An 18,043-nucleotide genomic window follows, 5' to 3' on the forward strand; every position below is an offset into this window, starting at 1 on the left:
AGCAAGAGAAGTTTTAAAAACTTCTCTTGCTTTGAAAGTTACTTCCGTTTCATTGATTGGAAGAATTCTTCGTTGGTTTTGGTGTCTTTCATCCGGTCTAATAAGAATTCAACCGCAGAAATTTCATCCATAGGGTGCAGAATTTTGCGTAAAATCCACATCCGTTGTAGCTCTTCTTCGGTTGTCAGTAAGTCTTCACGACGAGTACCGGAGCGGGTGATGCCAATAGCAGGGAATACACGTTTTTCAGATATTTTTCTATCTAGGTGTAATTCCATATTACCGGTTCCTTTAAATTCTTCAAAAATAACTTCATCCATTTTTGAACCGGTATCAACTAATGCGGTAGCCATAATGGTTAAGCTGCCACCTTCTTCTATATTACGGGCTGCACCAAAGAAACGTTTTGGTCGCTCTAGGGCATGAGCATCCACACCACCTGTTAATACTTTACCTGATGAAGGAATAACAGTGTTGTAGGCACGGGCTAAACGAGTAATAGAGTCAAGTAAAATAACGACATCTTTTTTATGCTCAACCAGTCGTTTAGCTTTTTCAATCACCATTTCTGCCACTTGAACATGGCGAGCGGGAGGCTCGTCAAAAGTACTGGCAACGACTTCACCTCGAACTGAGCGAGCCATTTCTGTTACTTCCTCTGGACGCTCGTCAATCAATAGTACAATTAGGTGGCATTCTGGATTGTTACGGGCAATATTAGATGCAATATTTTGCAGCATTAGGGTTTTACCCGCCTTTGGTGGTGATACAATCAAGCCGCGTTGGCCTTTACCAAAGGGAGCAACTAAGTCAATTATGCGGGCAGTGAGGTCTTCTGTTGAGCCGTTGCCTGCTTCCATTGTTAATCGTTCTTGAGGAAACAATGGTGTGAGATTTTCAAAAAGAATTTTATTTTTTGCATTTTCAGGTTTATCGAAATTGATTTCGTTAACCTTTAAAAGTGCAAAATAGCGCTCACCATCTTTAGGTGGACGAATTTTTCCTGATACGGTATCACCAGTGCGCAGATTAAAGCGGCGGATTTGGCTAGGTGAAACGTAGATATCGTCAGGACCGGCTAGATAAGAACTATCAGAAGAACGCAAGAAGCCAAAACCGTCTTGCAGAATTTCTAATACTCCATCGCCATAGATATCTTCACCACTGCGCGCATGGCGTTTTAATATGGTAAAGATGACATCCTGTTTACGAGAGCGGGCTAGGTTATCAAGCCCCATCTCGGTGGCTAATTTTAATAATTCAGGAACGGATTTTTGCTTTAGCTCGGTAAGGTTCATAGTAAACTAAGATACGTTGATGAAAGGTAACTCTCTGTAGATGCTGAATGCAACGGAGGAACTGCTCTCTGGTTTGGGTAGCGTTAAGATTAATTTGTCTGGATTGCTTTAAATAACCTCTACCTTCTATCGCCTGATTATTTCTTAGCTGTAGCTAAGTGGTAGTTGGTCGCCGTTATCATTTTGAGTTACTCGGATTATTAATCACTGTAGTTTTTATAAGCAACTCTTTATAAAACCTCTTATATAAGAACCTTTTTATAGGTGCCTCTAATAAGTGTCTCTTTATAAAATACTCTTTATACACAGTGGTGTTATTCACAGCTGTGTGAAGAGTAACCATATTTATCCGCAAGACCTATCTATAAGGCGGTTTAAATAGTGAGAGTAACTTAATCTACAGATCGCCAATTATATAACAGTCTTCATTATTAAGATGCTTGTCATTATATAAGACGCTTGCTTGCTATTTATATACGATTGACATCTATATGTGAATATTTAACGACTATAGATTTATGAGTAACGGTGGTTATTAAGGTTAATCTAACACTGAATAATAGAAACTGTCGAGATTTAAGTCCAGTATTAATTGAAAAATAATTGGATAAATACCAAAAGTTGAAGTCAATCCTCAGAAGTACCAAGGGCTGTAGGATAACTGCGGTTGTTATTAACGAAGCAGAAAGGGGGGGGATTCCCCCTTTAAAGCCTTTCTTTTAGAGGTTGCCTTCCAGAAATGCTACAAGCTGACTTTTTGAAAGGGCGCCAACTTTGGTGGCCTCTACATTACCATTCTTAAACAACATGAGAGTTGGTATACCACGAACACCGTACTTAGGAGGCGTCTCTTCATTATCGTCGATGTTCAATTTACATACTTTCAGGCGGTCTTTATATTCGTTAGCAATTTCATCAAGAATGGGAGTGATCATTTTGCATGGCCCACACCATTCTGCCCAATAGTCGACAAGAACCGGCCCTTCGGCATTGAGTACATCTTGATCAAAACTTTGATCCGTTACATTAATGATATGTTCGCTCATTGTTGAAATCTCCAGCATTTATTGCAAGTCAGTCAATTGCCCCTATCATAGCACTGTGCCGTAACAGCTGAGAAGCTATATGGCTGAGAAGCTATATAGTCCATAGTCGAGAAACTATGAGGGGTAACGTTGTATTCGACAGTTGCTTTCCTTTACGACTATTGTGCTTGCAAATAACAGGTTTGCAAATAACAGACTTGTAAATTGTAGGTTTGCAAATAGTAGGAAACAAAATATGCCGAAACTATCCCTAACCAGTGGTTTATTTTGTTAAGCTATATCACTTTGTCATTGAAATTATTGGCATAGCTAATGACCGCAAGGATATCTCGCTCAAATCACTCTGACCAGTGTTTAATTGCTGCAATTGATCTTGGTTCAAATAGCTTCCACATGATTGTGGCTCGTTTGGACCAAGGAGAAATAAGACCGTTGGAACGACTGGGGGAAAAAGTCCAGTTGGCTGCGGGGCTTGACGATGATGACTATTTAAGTGAAGAAGCCCAGCAGCGCGGCCTTGACTGCTTGAGGCGATTCGCTCAATACACTAAGCACTTAGAGGTGGGTAAGGTGCGAGTGGTAGGCACGAATGCGCTTAGAGTGGCCCACAATCGTGATGATTTTATTAAACGTGCTCAAGAAATTCTTAGCCACCCTATAGACGTTATCTCTGGTAGGGAAGAAGCACGTTTAATTTATCTTGGTGTCTCTCACACTCAGGCAGATGACTTGGGGCGCCGGTTAGTGGTGGATATTGGCGGAGGAAGTACAGAGTTTATTATTGGTCAGCGCTTTGAACCTCAGTTGCTCGAAAGCTTGCATATGGGGTGTGTAGTGTACAGTCAGCAATTTTTTGAGGGTGGCACCATTACCAGCAGACAGTTTCAGGAAGCCTATTATGCTGCTCGCCTGGAGCTTTTAAATATAGCCGCTCCTTACAAAGAGGCTGGCTGGGAAGATGTGATTGGCTCATCTGGAACGGTAAAATCTATACAAAATGTTTTGCTTGCAAAAGGCTTAACCAGTACGGGTATTACGGCTGAGGGTATGGAGGAGCTGCGTAAGTATATTGTCAGTGTTGGCCATATTGACAAAATGATGCTTGAAGGTTTAAAGCCTGAACGTGTCAGTATCTTTCCTGCAGGTCTGGCAATCTTAATGGCAGTGTTTGACGCTTTTAAAATAGATCGAATGAACTATTCAGAAGGCGCGCTAAGGGAAGGATTGCTATATGACATGGTAGGCCGATTGCGTCACGAAGATGTTAGAGAGCGTACTATTACCGCTTTAATGAAGCGCTATCATGTTGATAGGCAGCATGCTCGCCGAGTCGCTCGCCATGCTCTAATGTGTTTTGATTATGTAGCTGATCAGTGGCACTTAGAAAAAGTAGATCGTGAGTTACTTAACTGGGCGGCACTTATTCATGAAATTGGCTTGGATATCTCGCACACCCAGTTTCATAAGCATGGTGCTTATGTAATCAATCATTCTGACTTACTGGGTTTCTCTAAGGATTACCAACAGCAACTAGCTGCTTTGGTACGTGGTCACCGTCGTTCCTTTCCCTTGGATCTACTAGCTGAATTCCCTCCTGGTTTAGCGACTCGGCTAAAAAAGCTATGTATGTTATTGCGACTGTCAATTGTGTTAAACCATATTCGTTTGGATGAAGTACTGCCTGAATATACTGTCACAGCTGGACCTGACTGGCTGAAAGTATCACTAGGCGCTGGCTGGCTTGAGCAGCACCCACTAACAGAAGCTGACTTTGAAGGGGAGAAAAAGTATTTTGCCAAGGCAGGTTATCAGTTGATAGCGGAGTAGTATTTCCTTGCTCAGCCTTCTTCCAAAAAGGTGGAATTAGATATGATACAAACTAGCTTCCCCCTTTGAAAAAGGGGGCTTAAGCAGCGTTAACTTCCTAACTTCTCTAACAACTTCTGTTGGACATTGATGTTGTCTTCCCCTTCACCTGGGGTGTTGAGTGTATAGCTACCATCACTTTGTAGTTGCCAGCTCATACAGTTATCTGTCAGATAGATATCCAGCTCGCGCTTAACCCGACTGACCAGTTTGGGGTTCTCGATAGGAAAACAGGTTTCGATTCGGTTATCCAGATTGCGCTCCATCCAGTCTGCACTGGCGCAGTAAACCTTGGGCGCATCATCATTTTGAAAATAATATACTCGGGTGTGTTCTAAAAAGCGGCCAACAATTGAGCGAACCCTTATATTTTCAGATAAGCCTGGAATGCCTGGGCGAAGACAGCAGATACCACGGATGATCAAGTCGATCTTAACGCCAACTTGGGAAGCTCGAAACAAAGCCTTCATCACTTTTGTTTCGGTAAGTGCGTTTACCTTAATAATAATATGGGCTGGCTTGCCTTCTTTAGCATTATGAGCCTCTTTATAGATCAGCTCTACCAAGCTTTTTTTCAGAGTAAAAGGGGCATGCAATAGCTTTTTCAGTTGTACTACTTTTCCCATTCCAGTGAGTTGCTGAAATATTTTATGTACATCTTCAGTTAGGCTTTTATCACAAGTTAGCAGGCTGTAGTCCGTATAGATTCGAGCATTGCCTGCATGATAATTACCTGTACCTAAATGCACATAACGCTGCATTTTTTTCCCTTCTCGCCTCACAATGAGTAGCATCTTGGCGTGAGTTTTATAGCCGACAACCCCATATACAATGACAGCACCTGCTTCTTGAAGTCGGCTGGCTAACAGTAGGTTATCTTCTTCATCAAAGCGGGCTCTAATCTCAATAACTACAGTGATTTCTTTGCCGTTTCTAGCTGCTTCAACTAAAGCATCAACTAGCTCTGAGTTTGAGCCCGTGCGATATAAAGTTTGCTTGATAGCCAGTACTTCTGGGTCTTTAGCGGCTTGTCGTACCAAATCAACAATAGGGGTAAACGACTCAAAAGGGTGAAGCAATAAAATATCGCTACGCCGAATAGCCTGCATCATATCCGCATTTTTTTTCTGGATGATTTTAGGAAACCCAGGACTAAATGGAACGTACAACAAGTCAGGTCGTTCTTTTGCGTTGCATATATCCATTAATCGGGTGAGGTTAACAGGCCCTTGAATTTCATAAAGCTCATCGCTAGAAAGGCCAAAATGTTCCAGTAAAAAGGTCGACAACTCTTTTGGGCAGTTGGCAGCTATTTCTAAACGTACGGCATCACCATAACGTCGAGCTAATAATTCACCTTGTAAAGCGCGGGCCAAGTCTTCCACTTCTTCTGAGTCAACACTTAAGTCGCTATTACGTGTTAATCGAAACTGATAGCAGCCAGTGACCGTCATCCCTGGGAATAAGTCTTCAACATGGTGGTGAATGATTGATGATAAAAAGATATAGTTATCGCCACCATTACAAACCTCATCAGGAATTCTAATCAGTCTGGGTAAAGAGCGTGGTGCTGGGATGATGGCCATTCCTGTTTCTCGGCCAAAGGCATCTTTGCCTTCAAGGGAGACAATAAAGTTAAGGATTTTATTCGCCAATCGAGGAAACGGGTGTGCCGGGTCTAAACCAATTGGGCTAATAACAGGCATAATTTGCTGATAGTAATACTCGCTTACCCAAGCGGCCTGTTTAGCATTAAGCTGGCTTCGGCGCAAAAAACGAATATTTTCTTCAGCCAGGGCTGGAAGCAAGACATCATTTAAAATTTCGTACTGACGCTGCACCATTTGGTGGCAGATACGACTGATTTCGTCAAGGGCTTGCTGTGGTTGCAATCCATCAATACTGGACTTTTCTCTAGCAAAGGCGATTTGCTGTTTTAACCCAGCAACTCTGATTTCAAAAAACTCATCCAGATTACTACTGAAGATTAATAAAAAGCGCAGCCGTTCCAATAGAGGGTAGTTATCATTGAGTGGCTGCTCCAATACCCTAGCATTAAATTGTAAATGGCTAAGCTCGCGATTAATATAATATTCTGGGTTCGATAAGTCAGTGATTCTCAGTGGTTCTTCATTATTTAAAGAGTCACTTACTTCAGGAGGGGTTGGTTCCTCTTTAGATTGTAGAGAGTTATTACCTGTGGCAGGGGTTAGGCTCATAATAGTCCTTGCTCATTAGCTGAAACAGTTGCAGCATTTTTCTGAAAGTATTATTGCATTAATATATAAATTATATGGCGGAATTAAGTTTAGTATGTGATACGGGATAAGAGTGTATTCTTCTTCCGCACTTGATGTGTCTTTTTTATCTAATCAAGGGCGTAAAGGAGAGCTTGGACTGTTATCCCATAGGGGCAAGCCTGTTACGGTAAGACTTGCGGTAGCTACATTAATTTATCTAAAAGAGCTATTTGGGCTCAATACTTGATGGCCGCATCTAAAAGCAGTTCACTTTGGCCGTCAGCGATTCAGCAGTTGGGCAGCTGACTTAGCAAAGTAAGTTAGTATGGCATCTGCCCCCGCGCGTTTAAAGCAGATTAATGATTCCATCATGACCGCTTCTTGGTTAAGCCAGCCTTTTTCGAATGCAGCCATATGCATGGCATATTCACCGCTCACTTGATAGACAAAGGTTGGCACTTTAAACTCCGTTTTGATCCGCCTAACGATATCTAAGTAGGGCATACCTGGTTTAACCATCACCATGTCAGCCCCTTCAGCCAAATCAAGACCTACTTCGTGGAGTGCTTCATCAGTATTAGCAAAATCCATTTGGTAGGTTTTTTTATCACTCTTCCCTAAATTGCTGGCAGATCCAACAGCATCACGGAATGGGCCATAATAATTGGAAGCATACTTGGCTGAGTAAGCCAAAATTTGAGTATTAATAAATCCTTCTTGTTCCAATGCTTGGCGAATAGCGCCAACCCGACCGTCCATCATATCAGAGGGGGCGACCACATCAGCCCCTGCCTTTGCATGGGATAGGGCCTGCTTAACTAAAACCTCAATCGTTTGCTCATTTAAAATATAACCAGCTTGGTCAATGATGCCATCTTGGCCATGGCTAGTATAAGGGTCAAGTGCAACATCAGTAATGACCCCCAATTCTGGCAGTTGCTCTTTTAGGGCTGCTACAGCCCTTTGAATTAGTCCATTAGGGGCATAGGCGGCTTCTCCCGTTAGTGATTTACTCTCTGCGCCAGGAGCAGGAAACAGAGCAATTGCCGGGATACCCAGAGCATGTACTTCTTTTGCTTCTTTTAACAGTAAGTCAGTTGAGTAGCGATGTATACCAGGCATGGATGGAATTGGTTGACAGATGTTTTGTCCATCAATAACAAACATCGGGTAAATTAAGTCATTAACCGTAACAGCGTGTTCTTGTGTTAGCTGGCGAGAAAATGAATGAGTTCTAATACGACGTGGGCGCCAAGCGGGATAGTTGCGTTGACTTTTCATCACAAATCACCTGATTACTGGAAAACGATTGTGATTATATAAGAATTAAGCATTAGTATATAGGACTGATAAGGTGTTATTGAGCTTGCCGAGGGTAGGTTATAGAAAGGTTTGATGAGTCGTGCAATGTCCTTGTAAAATTGTCGAGCTATCTTCGCCTAGTAATGTTAAATTTTTTACATGATAAGCAAGCCCATTTTCCTTAATAGTTGTGACATGTGATAAGTGAGTAAGTTTATCATTTAAAATAAAGGTTTTTTGGCGGTTAGCTGTTACCTTTTCAACAGTCGCTTCCCCGTTATCATCCACAGTAAAAGCACCAGCATGAGTGTCGACATAAAAGAGGGTTTTGTCCCTTAATAAAGGGATAAATTGCTGATTTTCAATAAGTGTTGTAAAGCGACATTCATAAAGCATAGAGTCTGCATTACAACTGGAACACACCATGAGAGAGGTTAATGGTAAAGTGAGGAGTTGCATTATTAATTCAGCATGGTCATTAGTTAATTATTTATAACTATAGTGTGCTTTATTCTCTTTGGGGGTAGAGCTAGCTTCATTTTTCAATATAAAGAAATCGTGATAAAGTAAAAGTTTGACTGAGCGCATTGTTAACAAAATAACCAATAAATAAAATGGAATTTTTACAGTCGAAGCTTTTGTAGACAAAGTCTTTGTAAACCAAGCGTTGAAAAATCAAAACCTGTGAAAGGCTTTGGTTTGTAAAATGCGAAAGGCTTTAGTTTGTAAAAATAGTGCCTTTAAAAGCAAGCCTGATGAGATGAGGAGAAGCTAGTGAAACGAGTGGTTCTATTAGTCTTAGTTAGTATGTTGTTACCTGGTGTATCTGTTGCTGCAGGAGACCCAGATAAAGGGAAAGCGAAAGCTGGAGTATGCGCTGCTTGCCACGGAAAAAATGGAGTGGCGATGGTGCCTATTTATCCCAATTTAGCTGGACAAAATCAGGCTTATCTGGAAAGTTCACTTAAAGCCTACCGAGCGAAGCAGCGTCAAGGAGGGCAAGCGGTTGTTATGCAGGCTCAAGCGGCTAGCTTGTCTGATGAAGATATTGCAAATTTATCGGCATACTACAGCAGTTTACAGTAAGGTATAGCTCACTTTAAAAGATTCTAGCCTGAATATTTTTTCGTATACTCTTTGCGAATAATTTTTAGGCTAGGGGATACAATTTTTAAGCTTATAATTCACTTTTTACTAAATTAAATTGAGCAATTAGTCGTTGTAAACGAGGTCGAGAAATTCCTAAAATTTCGCAAGCGTGCCCTTTATGCCAGTTAGTATAGTTTAGTACTTTAGCTACATGCTTTTTTTCCATTTCTTTTAAGCTATATATCGCTTGTTTGTTTTGTTCAGTTGAAGCAACCTTGTTGGTAGTCATATTTGGTTTAGCTGGTTGTTGGTAAATATTATCAGGTAAGTCAGCAAGAGTAATGATTTCTCCACAGCATAAAGCTGCTGCCTTGGTAAGCGTATTTTCAAGTTCGCGAATATTACCTGGCCAGTCATGTTGATAAAGTTTATCCATTACCCCTACAGCAACTTTATTTACTTGACGACCTAGCATTTTGCTTGCTTTGGATAGTAAAAAACTAACTAATTCTGGTAAATCAGACTTACGCTGGCGAAGAGGAGGCAGGTTAATGTTAACAACCTGTAGCCGGTAGTAAAGATCTTTACGAAATTGATTTTTTTCTATAGCATACTCTAAGTCAACATTAGTTGCGCTGATAATACGTGTATTAATACTAATTGGGTCTTGAGAACCTAAAGGACTTACTTGCTGTTCTTGTAAAACACGTAACAGTTTTGCTTGAATAATAGGAGACAGTTCACCAATTTCATCAAGAAATAAGGTGCCATTATGGGCTAATTGAAATTTTCCGGTTTGATCTGTAACTGCACCAGTAAATGCCCCTTTTTTATAACCAAACAGTTCGGCTTCTAATAAACTATCAACTAATGCAGCGCAGTTTATTGCTATAAAAGGTTTATTGTGTCGATCACTAGCATGATGAATAGCTTTTGCTACCATTTCTTTCCCTGTACCACTTTCTCCAGTAATCATAACTGTTGTACAAGTGTTAGCAATTTTACCAATTGTTTTAAAAATCTCTCGCATAGATGAACTGGAACCAACAATTGTTTGCTGAATAGCGGTTGGAATGACTAAGTTTTTATCAATACAAGAGTTTTGATAATTAATAGCTTGCTGAATAGCTTTATCTAATTCAAATATATCTATAGGTTTATAAATGTATTCATCTGCCCCTCTTTGCATTGCAACAATAGTGCTTTTCATGTCATGAAAAGCGGTCATTATTATAATTCGACAGTTAACCCATTTCAGTTTGAAGTCAGGAATTGCTTCTAAACCACTGATGCCAGGCATGCAAATATCAAGTAAAATAATATCAGGAATATTAGGTGTTGCTAGCGCTTCTTCTACATTACTGGCTAAGGTCGTTTGGTAATGTTGACTTAAGTGAAGTTCTAAAGTGCGGCGAATGGGTTGGTCATCATCAACAATAAGGAGGTGAGTCATTGTTCCATGGCTATTGCTTCAGGTAATTCATAGTTACTCGATTGCTTATTGACTCGAGTGTAATCGATTGGCAAGTAAAGTATTGCTCTAGTGCCAAGGGGCTGCATTGGTTCTAGTGTTATTGAGCCCTGATGTTGTAAAGTTAGTTGATTTACAATAGCTAGGCCAAGACCAGTGCCTTTATTTTTAGTTGTATAAAATGGTTGAAAAACTTTATTAAGGTCAGCTTTATTTATCGTTTCACCATTATTTTCTATCACAATTTGTAAAAACTGATTAGAGTTATTAACTTGTTTTTTTGCTTTGATCGTGATATTTCGTTTAGTTATAGGCAGGATATAGGTTGCTTGGATAGCATTTACAAGTAAGTTTTGTAAAATACGGCGAAGCTTGGTTGTATCTGCAAAAATATGCGGCGAATTATTCTCTATATTTAATGTAATCACTACATGGCTTTCTTTTATTAGTTTATGCTGGCAAGAAAGAGTGCTTTCAATAATTTGTTTTATTGAAGTCCATTCAGAGGTAAGTTTTTCAGGCCTACTGAACGATAGTAAATCATCTAATGTTTTTTCCATATAGCTGATTTGCTCAAGAGCAATAGAAAACAACTCATTACTTTTGTTTTCTTGTTTGGCATAGTGGTGTTGGCTCATTTGCAGTGCCATTTTAATTGAACAAAGTGGGTTGCGTAAATCATGAGCTATAGTTGTTGATGCTTGACCAATGGCGGCTAATTTTTCACTGGTTTGTCTTTTTTGACTTTCTTGTTGTACTTGCTTGGCAAGTCTCTTTTCTTCATTAATATCTTGCAATAGAACTGCAATATATAGCACCTGATCTTGCTCTTTGATAGTTGAAATGGCCAGACGAACCCATTGATGTTGAGTAGAGTGAGTTTTATTTAATTTAACTTCTCCTGTCCAGTGTTGGTTTTCATGCAAGTCTTGAAAAATAATCTCTTTTAAATCTGGGTCAAGCTCTGAGTTAAGTAGCTGAGCAGGTTTATTAATAACATCTACTGCTAATTTCTCGGCCATTTTCATATATGTATCATTAGCATAAACAACGATACCCTTCGGATCTGTTAATATGACACCAAATGGACTTTGATCGACGACATGACTTAATCTTAGTAGTTGATCTTCGTTGATTACTTGGGCAGTGATGTCTTCACCTACTAATGTTACTGAATGTGAATGATGAGTTAATGCTGGGCTGTATGTAATAGTCCAATTAACTATTTTTACTGATTCATCACTACACTTCAGTAAGGTAGTATAATGACGAAAACTTTGCTGTTGGAAAAAGGCTTGATTGATTTTATTTTGAAGTTGATGACGCAGCTTCTCTGGTATACAAACTTTCATAAAAGATTTGCTAACTAGCTGATCTTTGCTGAACCTAGTCAGAGATAAGAAGAAGTCATTACAAAATTCAATGTCTCCATTCTGGTTTATAGTGATTGCAGCCAGTTGTATTTTTTTCAATACTTGCCGGTAACTTTCTGCATATTGATGTAGGGTTTGAATTTGCCTGTTCTTTTGATGAAAATAGGCGAAAAGAGAAGAAGCAAAGAAAACAAGTATACCAATAACTGTATATAGGGGAATTAAGTACCATAGTTGAGAGTAATTGATTTTTATCGTACTTGAAACTATCCACAAAGGTGGGATTTTGTGTCGCTGAAATAGTGGTGGGTTAATCTGACTGTATGTATATAAGAGATTTTCATTATAGTAATGGCCTGAATTTTTTTTAAGCATAGTTTGCCATAACTTTGGCTTTTCCTGATTGAAATAAGCTTTTGTTTGTATTAACTTTGATTGACTAGTCTTGTCTGTCGATGGTGAAGTCAATGATACAGGGGAGATAGCAGAATAGCCTGAATTGTTTATTAAAAATATTTTGTTGTTCTGTGAGTAAGTAGCTTTACCATATAACTGATTGATAAGGCTATGTGCATGATAGTTGATAGCAACAGCCCCCATAAACTGAGTGTTTTGGTAAATAGGCTTAACAATACGAATTGTCGCTTTTAAAGGGTATTCCAGTTTACCTCCTTCCATATTCCAGTCTAATGGTGAAATATAAGCAGAGTTTTTGCTTATATATTTTACTGCTTTAAAGTAGTATCTATTACTTTTATCTTGTAGTTTTTTTTCTTCAACAACTATAGGTGAGCCTTGTTTGTTATTTATCCTGATAAGCTCCATACCATCACTGCTTATAAAGCGAACCTGATCGTAGAATTGCCTGGTTTTGATTAGCTTGCTAACAAAACTAATAATACGATTTTTAATTGAAGTGCCTGAACTAGAGTTTATTTTTTTAAGTTTGTGGTCACTTATATAGGATGTGATTAACTCAATATCATTGATCATTAAGCTGATTCTTTCTTTTATCAAGTACTTAGTATGCAAAATTTTATTGTGTTCATTAGCTTCAAGTGAGATTCTATTTTGATAGATTAAAAAATAGCAGTGAATGGTAGCTATTATTAATATGGCTATGAAACCTGGAATAAAATATATAAAGAGCAACTTTATATAGTTGAACTGGTACTGTGAATGTTGAATTGCCATTTATATATCCTGCAATAGTATACTTGTAACTAACTGTCTTCATCAGATATACGTGATATATAAGCAGCGATAGACTGTATGTCATTTTGTGATAATTTAGCTGCAATTTCGAACATAGGAGAGTCAGGTCTATAGTTTTTATTATTTTTGAACTCTAATAATGTATCTTTAATATATTTTTCATTTTGTTTGGCTAGTGAGGGTATGTTTTTGTTACCTTTAGCTTTTTTGCCATGACAAATAAAGCAGGCGGTGTTAAATATTTGTTCCCCTCGGTTGCTTAGTGGTGATTCTTTTTTATGTTTGGTCCTTATATTGGATTTTGAGTAATAGATAGCAATATCAACTTTATCTTCTAATGAAAGATCAGCTGATATTTTATTCATTGTTAGACTTTTTCGTTTTTCTAAAGAGTAGTTTATAAGCTGGGCAATAGTATATTCAGGGTTTTGTGAAGCAAGATTGGGTATATATTCCTTTTGACTATTACCATCAATTCCATGGCAATAAGTGCATATAAATACTTTATCTTTGGCAGAACTTAACGACTTATCTAAAGCAATAGGATCAGAAAGCTTACTTTTTAATAAGTCGTTAAACTGGTCGTTATTAGCACTTGTTGATTGGATATATAATAAAGCTATTACAATAAAAGGTAATTTTATCATAAAACCCGCCTTTTCATCCATTGAAAGGTTTAATCCATTTTATAGTTTTTAGGCAGTAACAGCACTTTGATCAGACAGACTACTAACTTCTCTCCTTGTGATATTAAGTATTAGGGCAACCAGTACAGCAAAGGCAAAGGATAGTACTAGTGCTGAAAAATATACCAAAGTTGTTGAGTTAGATGACTCTACAATAGGTGCAACCTTTGCTTTCTTTACTAACCAAATGGTGGAATAAGATTTACTATTTATATTACCAAATGAAATTTTTTCATATTGATAATTATGGTCAGCACTCTTAAAAGTTCCTTTTTTATTCTCTTGCATAACACGCCATAGATCAGGGTATTTCTGATTGAATAGATGATCAGAGTCTAATAAATTGGCAGCATTTGGGTTAAAAGCGGTGATTCCATCTTGACTGATAACCAGGTATTCTTCTCCTGCTACAGTGTTGGTTAAACTACTAACCAGACCAGCGGCTAAATAGTTTATAAGTAGTACACCTTGACTACTGGAAGCAATATCAAGCTTTATTGGAATGCCGATACGTATTGTTGCTTTTAAGGGTAGTTCTACAGAGTCTGCTTCTATATTCCAGTCTAGTTTTGATATGTAAAACTTATCGGGAGAGCTTGAGTAGATATCTGTAAAGTAATAACGGTTGGACTTATCTTGTAGTTTATCTTCAGCTACTTTGATAGCACCATCACCACTTTTATTTAGGCGCAATATTTCTTTACCTTTAGAATTTAATAGCCTGATTTGGTCATAGTACTTTCTGGTTTCAATCATTGACTCAAATAGCTCGATAACCGAGCTATCTTTTTCAACATGAGGATTATTGGTAGTACTTTGAATTAAATTTGAAATAATACGTATATCTTGCTTTATGTTATTTATACGATCTGAAAGTGCAACTTTAACGTAAGAAAAATCACTGGACGCTTCGTTTTTTTTGATATCTTTCTTGCTGAGTAAGCTGTTGTTTATTGTAATAATGATGGCTGCGACTATAAGGTGTGAACAAAATATTATTGCTAATAATTTTGTGAAGTTTGGCTTCTGTGTATGGTTTTTTTTCTTCATCTTTGCGCTCCATGCAAACTCGAGTTGTGTATCCATTCAACTCTTGTAAAGCTATCACCGTGCTTTTTTTGGGGAGTGTTTAGTATAATTTTAGCTTAAATTTCGTTGTGGTGTGCCAGTAATCAACAGGCAAGAGTAATCAATGGTTATATCTAGTATGAAGTATTGGTTTAAAGCTGTATACAACATAAATAGAACATAATGTTTGCTAAATAATTGTAACTGTAGATAGTTGTTTTAACTCTTTTTTGTTGATTGTCATTGACTTATTGAAGGTGCCCTTTAGTTTTTTGGTTTTCACGTAATGTGTAAGTCTCCATTGTAACCTATCAATAAACCAATGATAGGTAGATTAATAGAAACATGGAATCTATACAGCCCATTATATTCCATTTCAAACGCAGTAAGTTTTGGCTGAAATGGTTTGGGAATGGTAATGCCAAAGATAGACGATTGCTCCACGTTATAAATAAGTTTATTGTTTATTATGCTTAGCTTAAGTAAAAGGTTTATGGGTCCTAGACTCTCAGTTAAATAATCACCTTGCAATCTAAAAGTGCTTTCCATAACATGATTTTCAAAATGCCTTTGCCATTTCATAACGTCTTCATTATGGCTGCCATAAACATCTAAATTACAGTTTGAGTTGGCTGGAGGCATTTTAATTATATTAGCAATAAGGTTGGCTAGTAAATTGCCTCGTTTGACAACAACTGAGCCATGTAAGTGGATGTCTCCACTATGGGCTTGTTGTAATAGTGGCGGGAGATTTTTAAAAGATTCTCCAAGATGTTTATGTAAGATATTTTTATGCATAATATGACAACTTTAAGAGTTATAGCTATTAGTCTAAAGACTAGTAGCTATAATTAATATGAAGAGCTTTTAAAGCAAGTAGTAAGCGAGAGAGAAGACCATATATTTAGTAAGCATTAATACTGCTGTCTGGTTTTCCTGAAAAAACCTTATAGCTATATACTGTATAGGCAAGTACAACTGGAAGTAAAATTGCCACGCCAACTAAAGCAAACTGTAAACTATTCTCATTTCCCATCGCTTGCCAGATTGTTAATTGTCCAGGAATAATATAAGGAAATACCAAGTTTAATAACCCTAAATATAATACGAGTAGGTAACTGCAAAATAATAGGAATACCTTTTTAGATGAAGTATGAATACTGATATTACTGTTCATTGTAAGGAAGCAAAAGAGTCCAACTACTAAGATAGCCATCCATTTATAGCTTATAAAAGAAAGTATGAAAGCAGTTTCTGCCCATGAGAAATTGCCAAAAAAACTATAGACGACTATTAGGCTAAGTAGGCTGAATAGGCCAATCATTTTATTAGCAATGCGATTACACTTTTTCTCTAGCATAGGCTCAGTATTAATTTGCAACCATAAACTGCCAAGTGTGCAATACGCAATAGTAATTAAAGCTCCCATCGCTAGTGAAAAAGGATGTAACCATAAGGGTGTTAGCTGTTCACTGTTTGTTTGTAACCCCAGTAATACTGAGCCTAAGATTGTACCTTGACTAAATGCAGCTATAGTGGAACCGGCAAAAAAACTGAAATCCCACCAGACTTTACTACTGTCAGCTTTAAAACGATATTCAAATACGACACCACGAAAAATTAAAGCAAACAGCATAAGAAATACTGGTATATATAACGTACCTAGCACTTGGCTATATACTTTTGGAAACGCAACTAGCAAGCAAACTCCAGCAAATACCATCCAGGTTTCATTACCATCCCAAACGTGTTTAATGGAATGCAATGCTGTCATTCTTTCTTGCTTATTTAACCAAGGGTAAAGAATACCTATGCCAAGGTCAAATCCATCTAGAATAGCGTAAACAAATATCCCAAATACGATAACTAATAACCACACCACTGCTAAGTCCATAAAAATTACCTTTGGCTTGTTATGTGTATGCTCATGCAGGTTTAACTTGCTTTGTATTACTGTCTACTGGGTCTGTTGAGTTTTCTGCACTAATAACTTCAGGCCCTTGGCGAATTAATTTTTTGAAAAAATAAAGGTAGACACCAAATAGCAAGGTATAAACAACCACAAAGCCAATTAAACTGATGAGAATTCTTTCGGCGGGCAAAGGGGTTACTAAGTCACTGGTACGGAATAAACCTTGAATCAACCAGGGCTGTCGGCCCACTTCAACAACATACCAGCCCGATAAAGTTGCGATAAAGCCTAATGGTGCTGACCACTTTAAAGCCTTTAAATAATAAGTGTTAGTGAATAAAGAGCCTTTCTTAGCAAGCCATAGACCTAAGTAAGCCATGATAAGTAAAAATACTCCAATCCCTAGCATTAAGCGAAAGCTATAAAAAACGACAGCAACGGGTGGGCGTTCATTTTCTGGTACGGCATTTAAACCTTGTACTGTGCCATTAATGTCGTGAGTTAAAATTAGACTTGCCAGTTTGGGAATAATAATTTCAAAGTCGTTTTTAGTTTGTGCTTGATCTGGAATAGCAAATAGCCGTAGACCGGCTCCTTGTTCAGTTTCCCATATACCCTCCATTGCAGCCACTTTCACTGGTTGGTGCTCCAAGGTATTAAGGCCATGAAGGTCTCCTACCATTGCTTGAACTGGAGTCAGCACAACCAGTCCTGCAACTGCAATTCCTAGGCTCTTTTTAGCAAATGGCTGGTGGCGTTTTTTAAGCAAGTAATAACTGGAAACACTGGCTATCACCACTAAGGTAGTAATAAAGCTGGCAATTAACATATGAGCAAAACGATAAGGAAAAGATGGGTTAAATATCACTTTTAGCCAGCTGGTGACTAAAATATGATCATTTTCGATAATGACGCCAGCAGGTGTATGCATCCATGAGTTAGCAGCCAAAATCCAAAATGCAGATAAAATGGTACCAACCGCTACGATCACTGATGCACCAAAATGAATTTTTTCGCTTACTCGATTCCAACCAAATAGCATAATACCTAAAAAGCCTGCTTCTAAGAAAAAGGCTGTGAGTACTTCATAATTGAGCAAAGGACCTATAACAGGAGAAGCGATTTCAGAAAATTTATTAAAGTTGGTGCCAAACTGGTAAGAAAGCACCAAGCCTGATACGACCCCCATACCAAAAGTAATCGCAAATGGTTTAATCCAAAATTTTGCTTGTTGTAGATAAATGGGTTGTCGAAGTTTTAGCCATAGCCCCTCCATAATGGCAATATAACAAGCTAACCCAATAGAAAGTGTGGGAAAAATAATATGGAAACTAATAGTTAATGCAAATTGAATACGTGAGAGTAAGGCGGGGTCAAGTTCCATAATACTGTCCCCTAACTCGCATTACGTTGATTGTGTGCTAATTGAACTAAGCCAGGAAGCAACGCTATAGTAATGATCAGCCCAACAGATAGT

14 protein-coding genes are annotated in these 18,043 nt (G+C 38.2%); 2 read left to right on the plus strand and 12 right to left on the minus strand.

Annotated elements, in window-relative coordinates; genetic code table 11:
• Nucleotides 1–38 precede the first annotated feature (38 nt).
• Both rho and trxA read right to left on the minus strand, forming a co-directional pair.
• Nucleotides 39–1,298: a transcription termination factor Rho gene (rho, locus tag OQE68_RS14585; protein ID WP_180568417.1), complete on the minus strand. Its 1,260-nt coding sequence runs from the start codon at nucleotides 1,296–1,298 to the stop codon at nucleotides 39–41.
• 719 nt (nucleotides 1,299–2,017) lie between these two features.
• Entirely contained in the window at nucleotides 2,018–2,344 is a 327-nt protein-coding gene (gene trxA / locus OQE68_RS14590) for a thioredoxin TrxA (RefSeq protein ID WP_180568416.1), read from the minus strand.
• Between the two features lie 312 nt (nucleotides 2,345–2,656).
• On the opposite strand from trxA, the gene ppx reads away from it, so the two are divergent.
• The gene (gene ppx / locus OQE68_RS14595; protein ID WP_180568415.1) at nucleotides 2,657–4,171 is read left to right on the plus strand and encodes an exopolyphosphatase; all 1,515 of its coding nucleotides are present in this window, start codon (nucleotides 2,657–2,659) and stop codon (nucleotides 4,169–4,171) included.
• Nucleotides 4,172–4,260: 89 nt separating this feature from the next.
• Here ppx and ppk1 read toward each other — a convergent pair whose 3' ends face one another.
• The 3 genes from ppk1 to OQE68_RS14610 form a co-directional block, all read right to left on the minus strand.
• Nucleotides 4,261–6,429, minus strand: a complete 2,169-nt coding sequence (gene ppk1, locus OQE68_RS14600) for a polyphosphate kinase 1 (RefSeq protein ID WP_180568414.1) — start codon at nucleotides 6,427–6,429, stop codon at nucleotides 4,261–4,263.
• Between the two features lie 300 nt (nucleotides 6,430–6,729).
• Complete coding sequence (gene hemB, locus OQE68_RS14605; protein ID WP_180568413.1) at nucleotides 6,730–7,731, minus strand: porphobilinogen synthase; 1,002 nt, start codon at nucleotides 7,729–7,731, stop codon at nucleotides 6,730–6,732.
• 99 nt (nucleotides 7,732–7,830) lie between these two features.
• Nucleotides 7,831–8,211, minus strand: coding sequence for a hypothetical protein (locus tag OQE68_RS14610; protein ID WP_180568412.1), 381 nt, complete (start codon nucleotides 8,209–8,211; stop codon nucleotides 7,831–7,833).
• 315 nt (nucleotides 8,212–8,526) lie between these two features.
• Between OQE68_RS14610 and OQE68_RS14615 the strand changes: the two genes are divergently transcribed.
• Entirely contained in the window at nucleotides 8,527–8,838 is a 312-nt protein-coding gene (locus tag OQE68_RS14615) for a c-type cytochrome (RefSeq protein WP_266195681.1), read from the plus strand.
• A 91-nt stretch (nucleotides 8,839–8,929) separates the two neighbouring features.
• Here OQE68_RS14615 and OQE68_RS14620 read toward each other — a convergent pair whose 3' ends face one another.
• The 7 genes from OQE68_RS14620 to OQE68_RS14650 all read right to left on the minus strand — a co-directional run bounded on the left by OQE68_RS14620 (nucleotide 8,930) and on the right by OQE68_RS14650 (nucleotide 17,950).
• Complete coding sequence (locus OQE68_RS14620; RefSeq protein ID WP_180568411.1) at nucleotides 8,930–10,294, minus strand: sigma-54-dependent transcriptional regulator; 1,365 nt, start codon at nucleotides 10,292–10,294, stop codon at nucleotides 8,930–8,932.
• Complete coding sequence (locus OQE68_RS14625) at nucleotides 10,291–12,678, minus strand: PAS domain-containing sensor histidine kinase (RefSeq protein ID WP_180568410.1); 2,388 nt, start codon at nucleotides 12,676–12,678, stop codon at nucleotides 10,291–10,293. The genes OQE68_RS14620 and OQE68_RS14625 overlap by 4 nt, the downstream gene beginning before the upstream one ends.
• A gap of 230 nt (nucleotides 12,679–12,908) precedes the next feature.
• A complete protein-coding gene (locus OQE68_RS14630) occupies nucleotides 12,909–13,568 on the minus strand; it encodes a c-type cytochrome (RefSeq protein WP_180568409.1) in 660 nt (219 codons plus the stop codon).
• 27 nt (nucleotides 13,569–13,595) lie between these two features.
• Nucleotides 13,596–14,636: a hypothetical protein gene (locus OQE68_RS14635; RefSeq protein ID WP_180568408.1), complete on the minus strand. Its 1,041-nt coding sequence runs from the start codon at nucleotides 14,634–14,636 to the stop codon at nucleotides 13,596–13,598.
• A 297-nt stretch (nucleotides 14,637–14,933) separates the two neighbouring features.
• Nucleotides 14,934–15,452 (minus strand): DUF4166 domain-containing protein, encoded by a 519-nt coding sequence (locus tag OQE68_RS14640; protein WP_180568407.1) that lies wholly within the window; start codon nucleotides 15,450–15,452, stop codon nucleotides 14,934–14,936.
• A 106-nt stretch (nucleotides 15,453–15,558) separates the two neighbouring features.
• Nucleotides 15,559–16,548 carry a cytochrome d ubiquinol oxidase subunit II gene (gene cydB / locus OQE68_RS14645; RefSeq protein WP_180568406.1) on the minus strand — a complete coding sequence of 330 codons (990 nt, stop codon included), beginning with the start codon at nucleotides 16,546–16,548 and terminating at the stop codon, nucleotides 15,559–15,561.
• A gap of 31 nt (nucleotides 16,549–16,579) precedes the next feature.
• Nucleotides 16,580–17,950 (minus strand): cytochrome ubiquinol oxidase subunit I, encoded by a 1,371-nt coding sequence (locus OQE68_RS14650; protein WP_180568405.1) that lies wholly within the window; start codon nucleotides 17,948–17,950, stop codon nucleotides 16,580–16,582.
• Nucleotides 17,951–18,043 lie beyond the last annotated feature (93 nt).

The sequence above is a fragment of the Spartinivicinus marinus genome (genome assembly GCF_026309355.1).
GTDB classification, from domain to species: domain Bacteria; phylum Pseudomonadota; class Gammaproteobacteria; order Pseudomonadales; family Zooshikellaceae; genus Spartinivicinus; species Spartinivicinus marinus.

Coding starts and splice junctions, on each gene's coding strand:
- rho (WP_180568417.1), bottom strand. CDS start 1,298: ATGAACCTTACCGAGCTAAAGCAAAAATCCGTTCCTGAATTATTAAAA.
- trxA (WP_180568416.1), bottom strand. CDS start 2,344: ATGAGCGAACATATCATTAATGTAACGGATCAAAGTTTTGATCAAGAT.
- ppx (WP_180568415.1), top strand. CDS start 2,657: ATGACCGCAAGGATATCTCGCTCAAATCACTCTGACCAGTGTTTAATT.
- ppk1 (WP_180568414.1), bottom strand. CDS start 6,429: ATGAGCCTAACCCCTGCCACAGGTAATAACTCTCTACAATCTAAAGAG.
- hemB (WP_180568413.1), bottom strand. CDS start 7,731: ATGAAAAGTCAACGCAACTATCCCGCTTGGCGCCCACGTCGTATTAGA.
- OQE68_RS14610 (WP_180568412.1), bottom strand. CDS start 8,211: ATGCAACTCCTCACTTTACCATTAACCTCTCTCATGGTGTGTTCCAGT.
- OQE68_RS14620 (WP_180568411.1), bottom strand. CDS start 10,294: ATGACTCACCTCCTTATTGTTGATGATGACCAACCCATTCGCCGCACT.
- OQE68_RS14625 (WP_180568410.1), bottom strand. CDS start 12,678: ATGATCAATGATATTGAGTTAATCACATCCTATATAAGTGACCACAAA.
- OQE68_RS14630 (WP_180568409.1), bottom strand. CDS start 13,568: ATGGATGAAAAGGCGGGTTTTATGATAAAATTACCTTTTATTGTAATA.
- OQE68_RS14635 (WP_180568408.1), bottom strand. CDS start 14,636: ATGAAGAAAAAAAACCATACACAGAAGCCAAACTTCACAAAATTATTA.
- OQE68_RS14640 (WP_180568407.1), bottom strand. CDS start 15,452: ATGCATAAAAATATCTTACATAAACATCTTGGAGAATCTTTTAAAAAT.
- cydB (WP_180568406.1), bottom strand. CDS start 16,548: ATGGACTTAGCAGTGGTGTGGTTATTAGTTATCGTATTTGGGATATTT.
- OQE68_RS14650 (WP_180568405.1), bottom strand. CDS start 17,950: ATGGAACTTGACCCCGCCTTACTCTCACGTATTCAATTTGCATTAACT.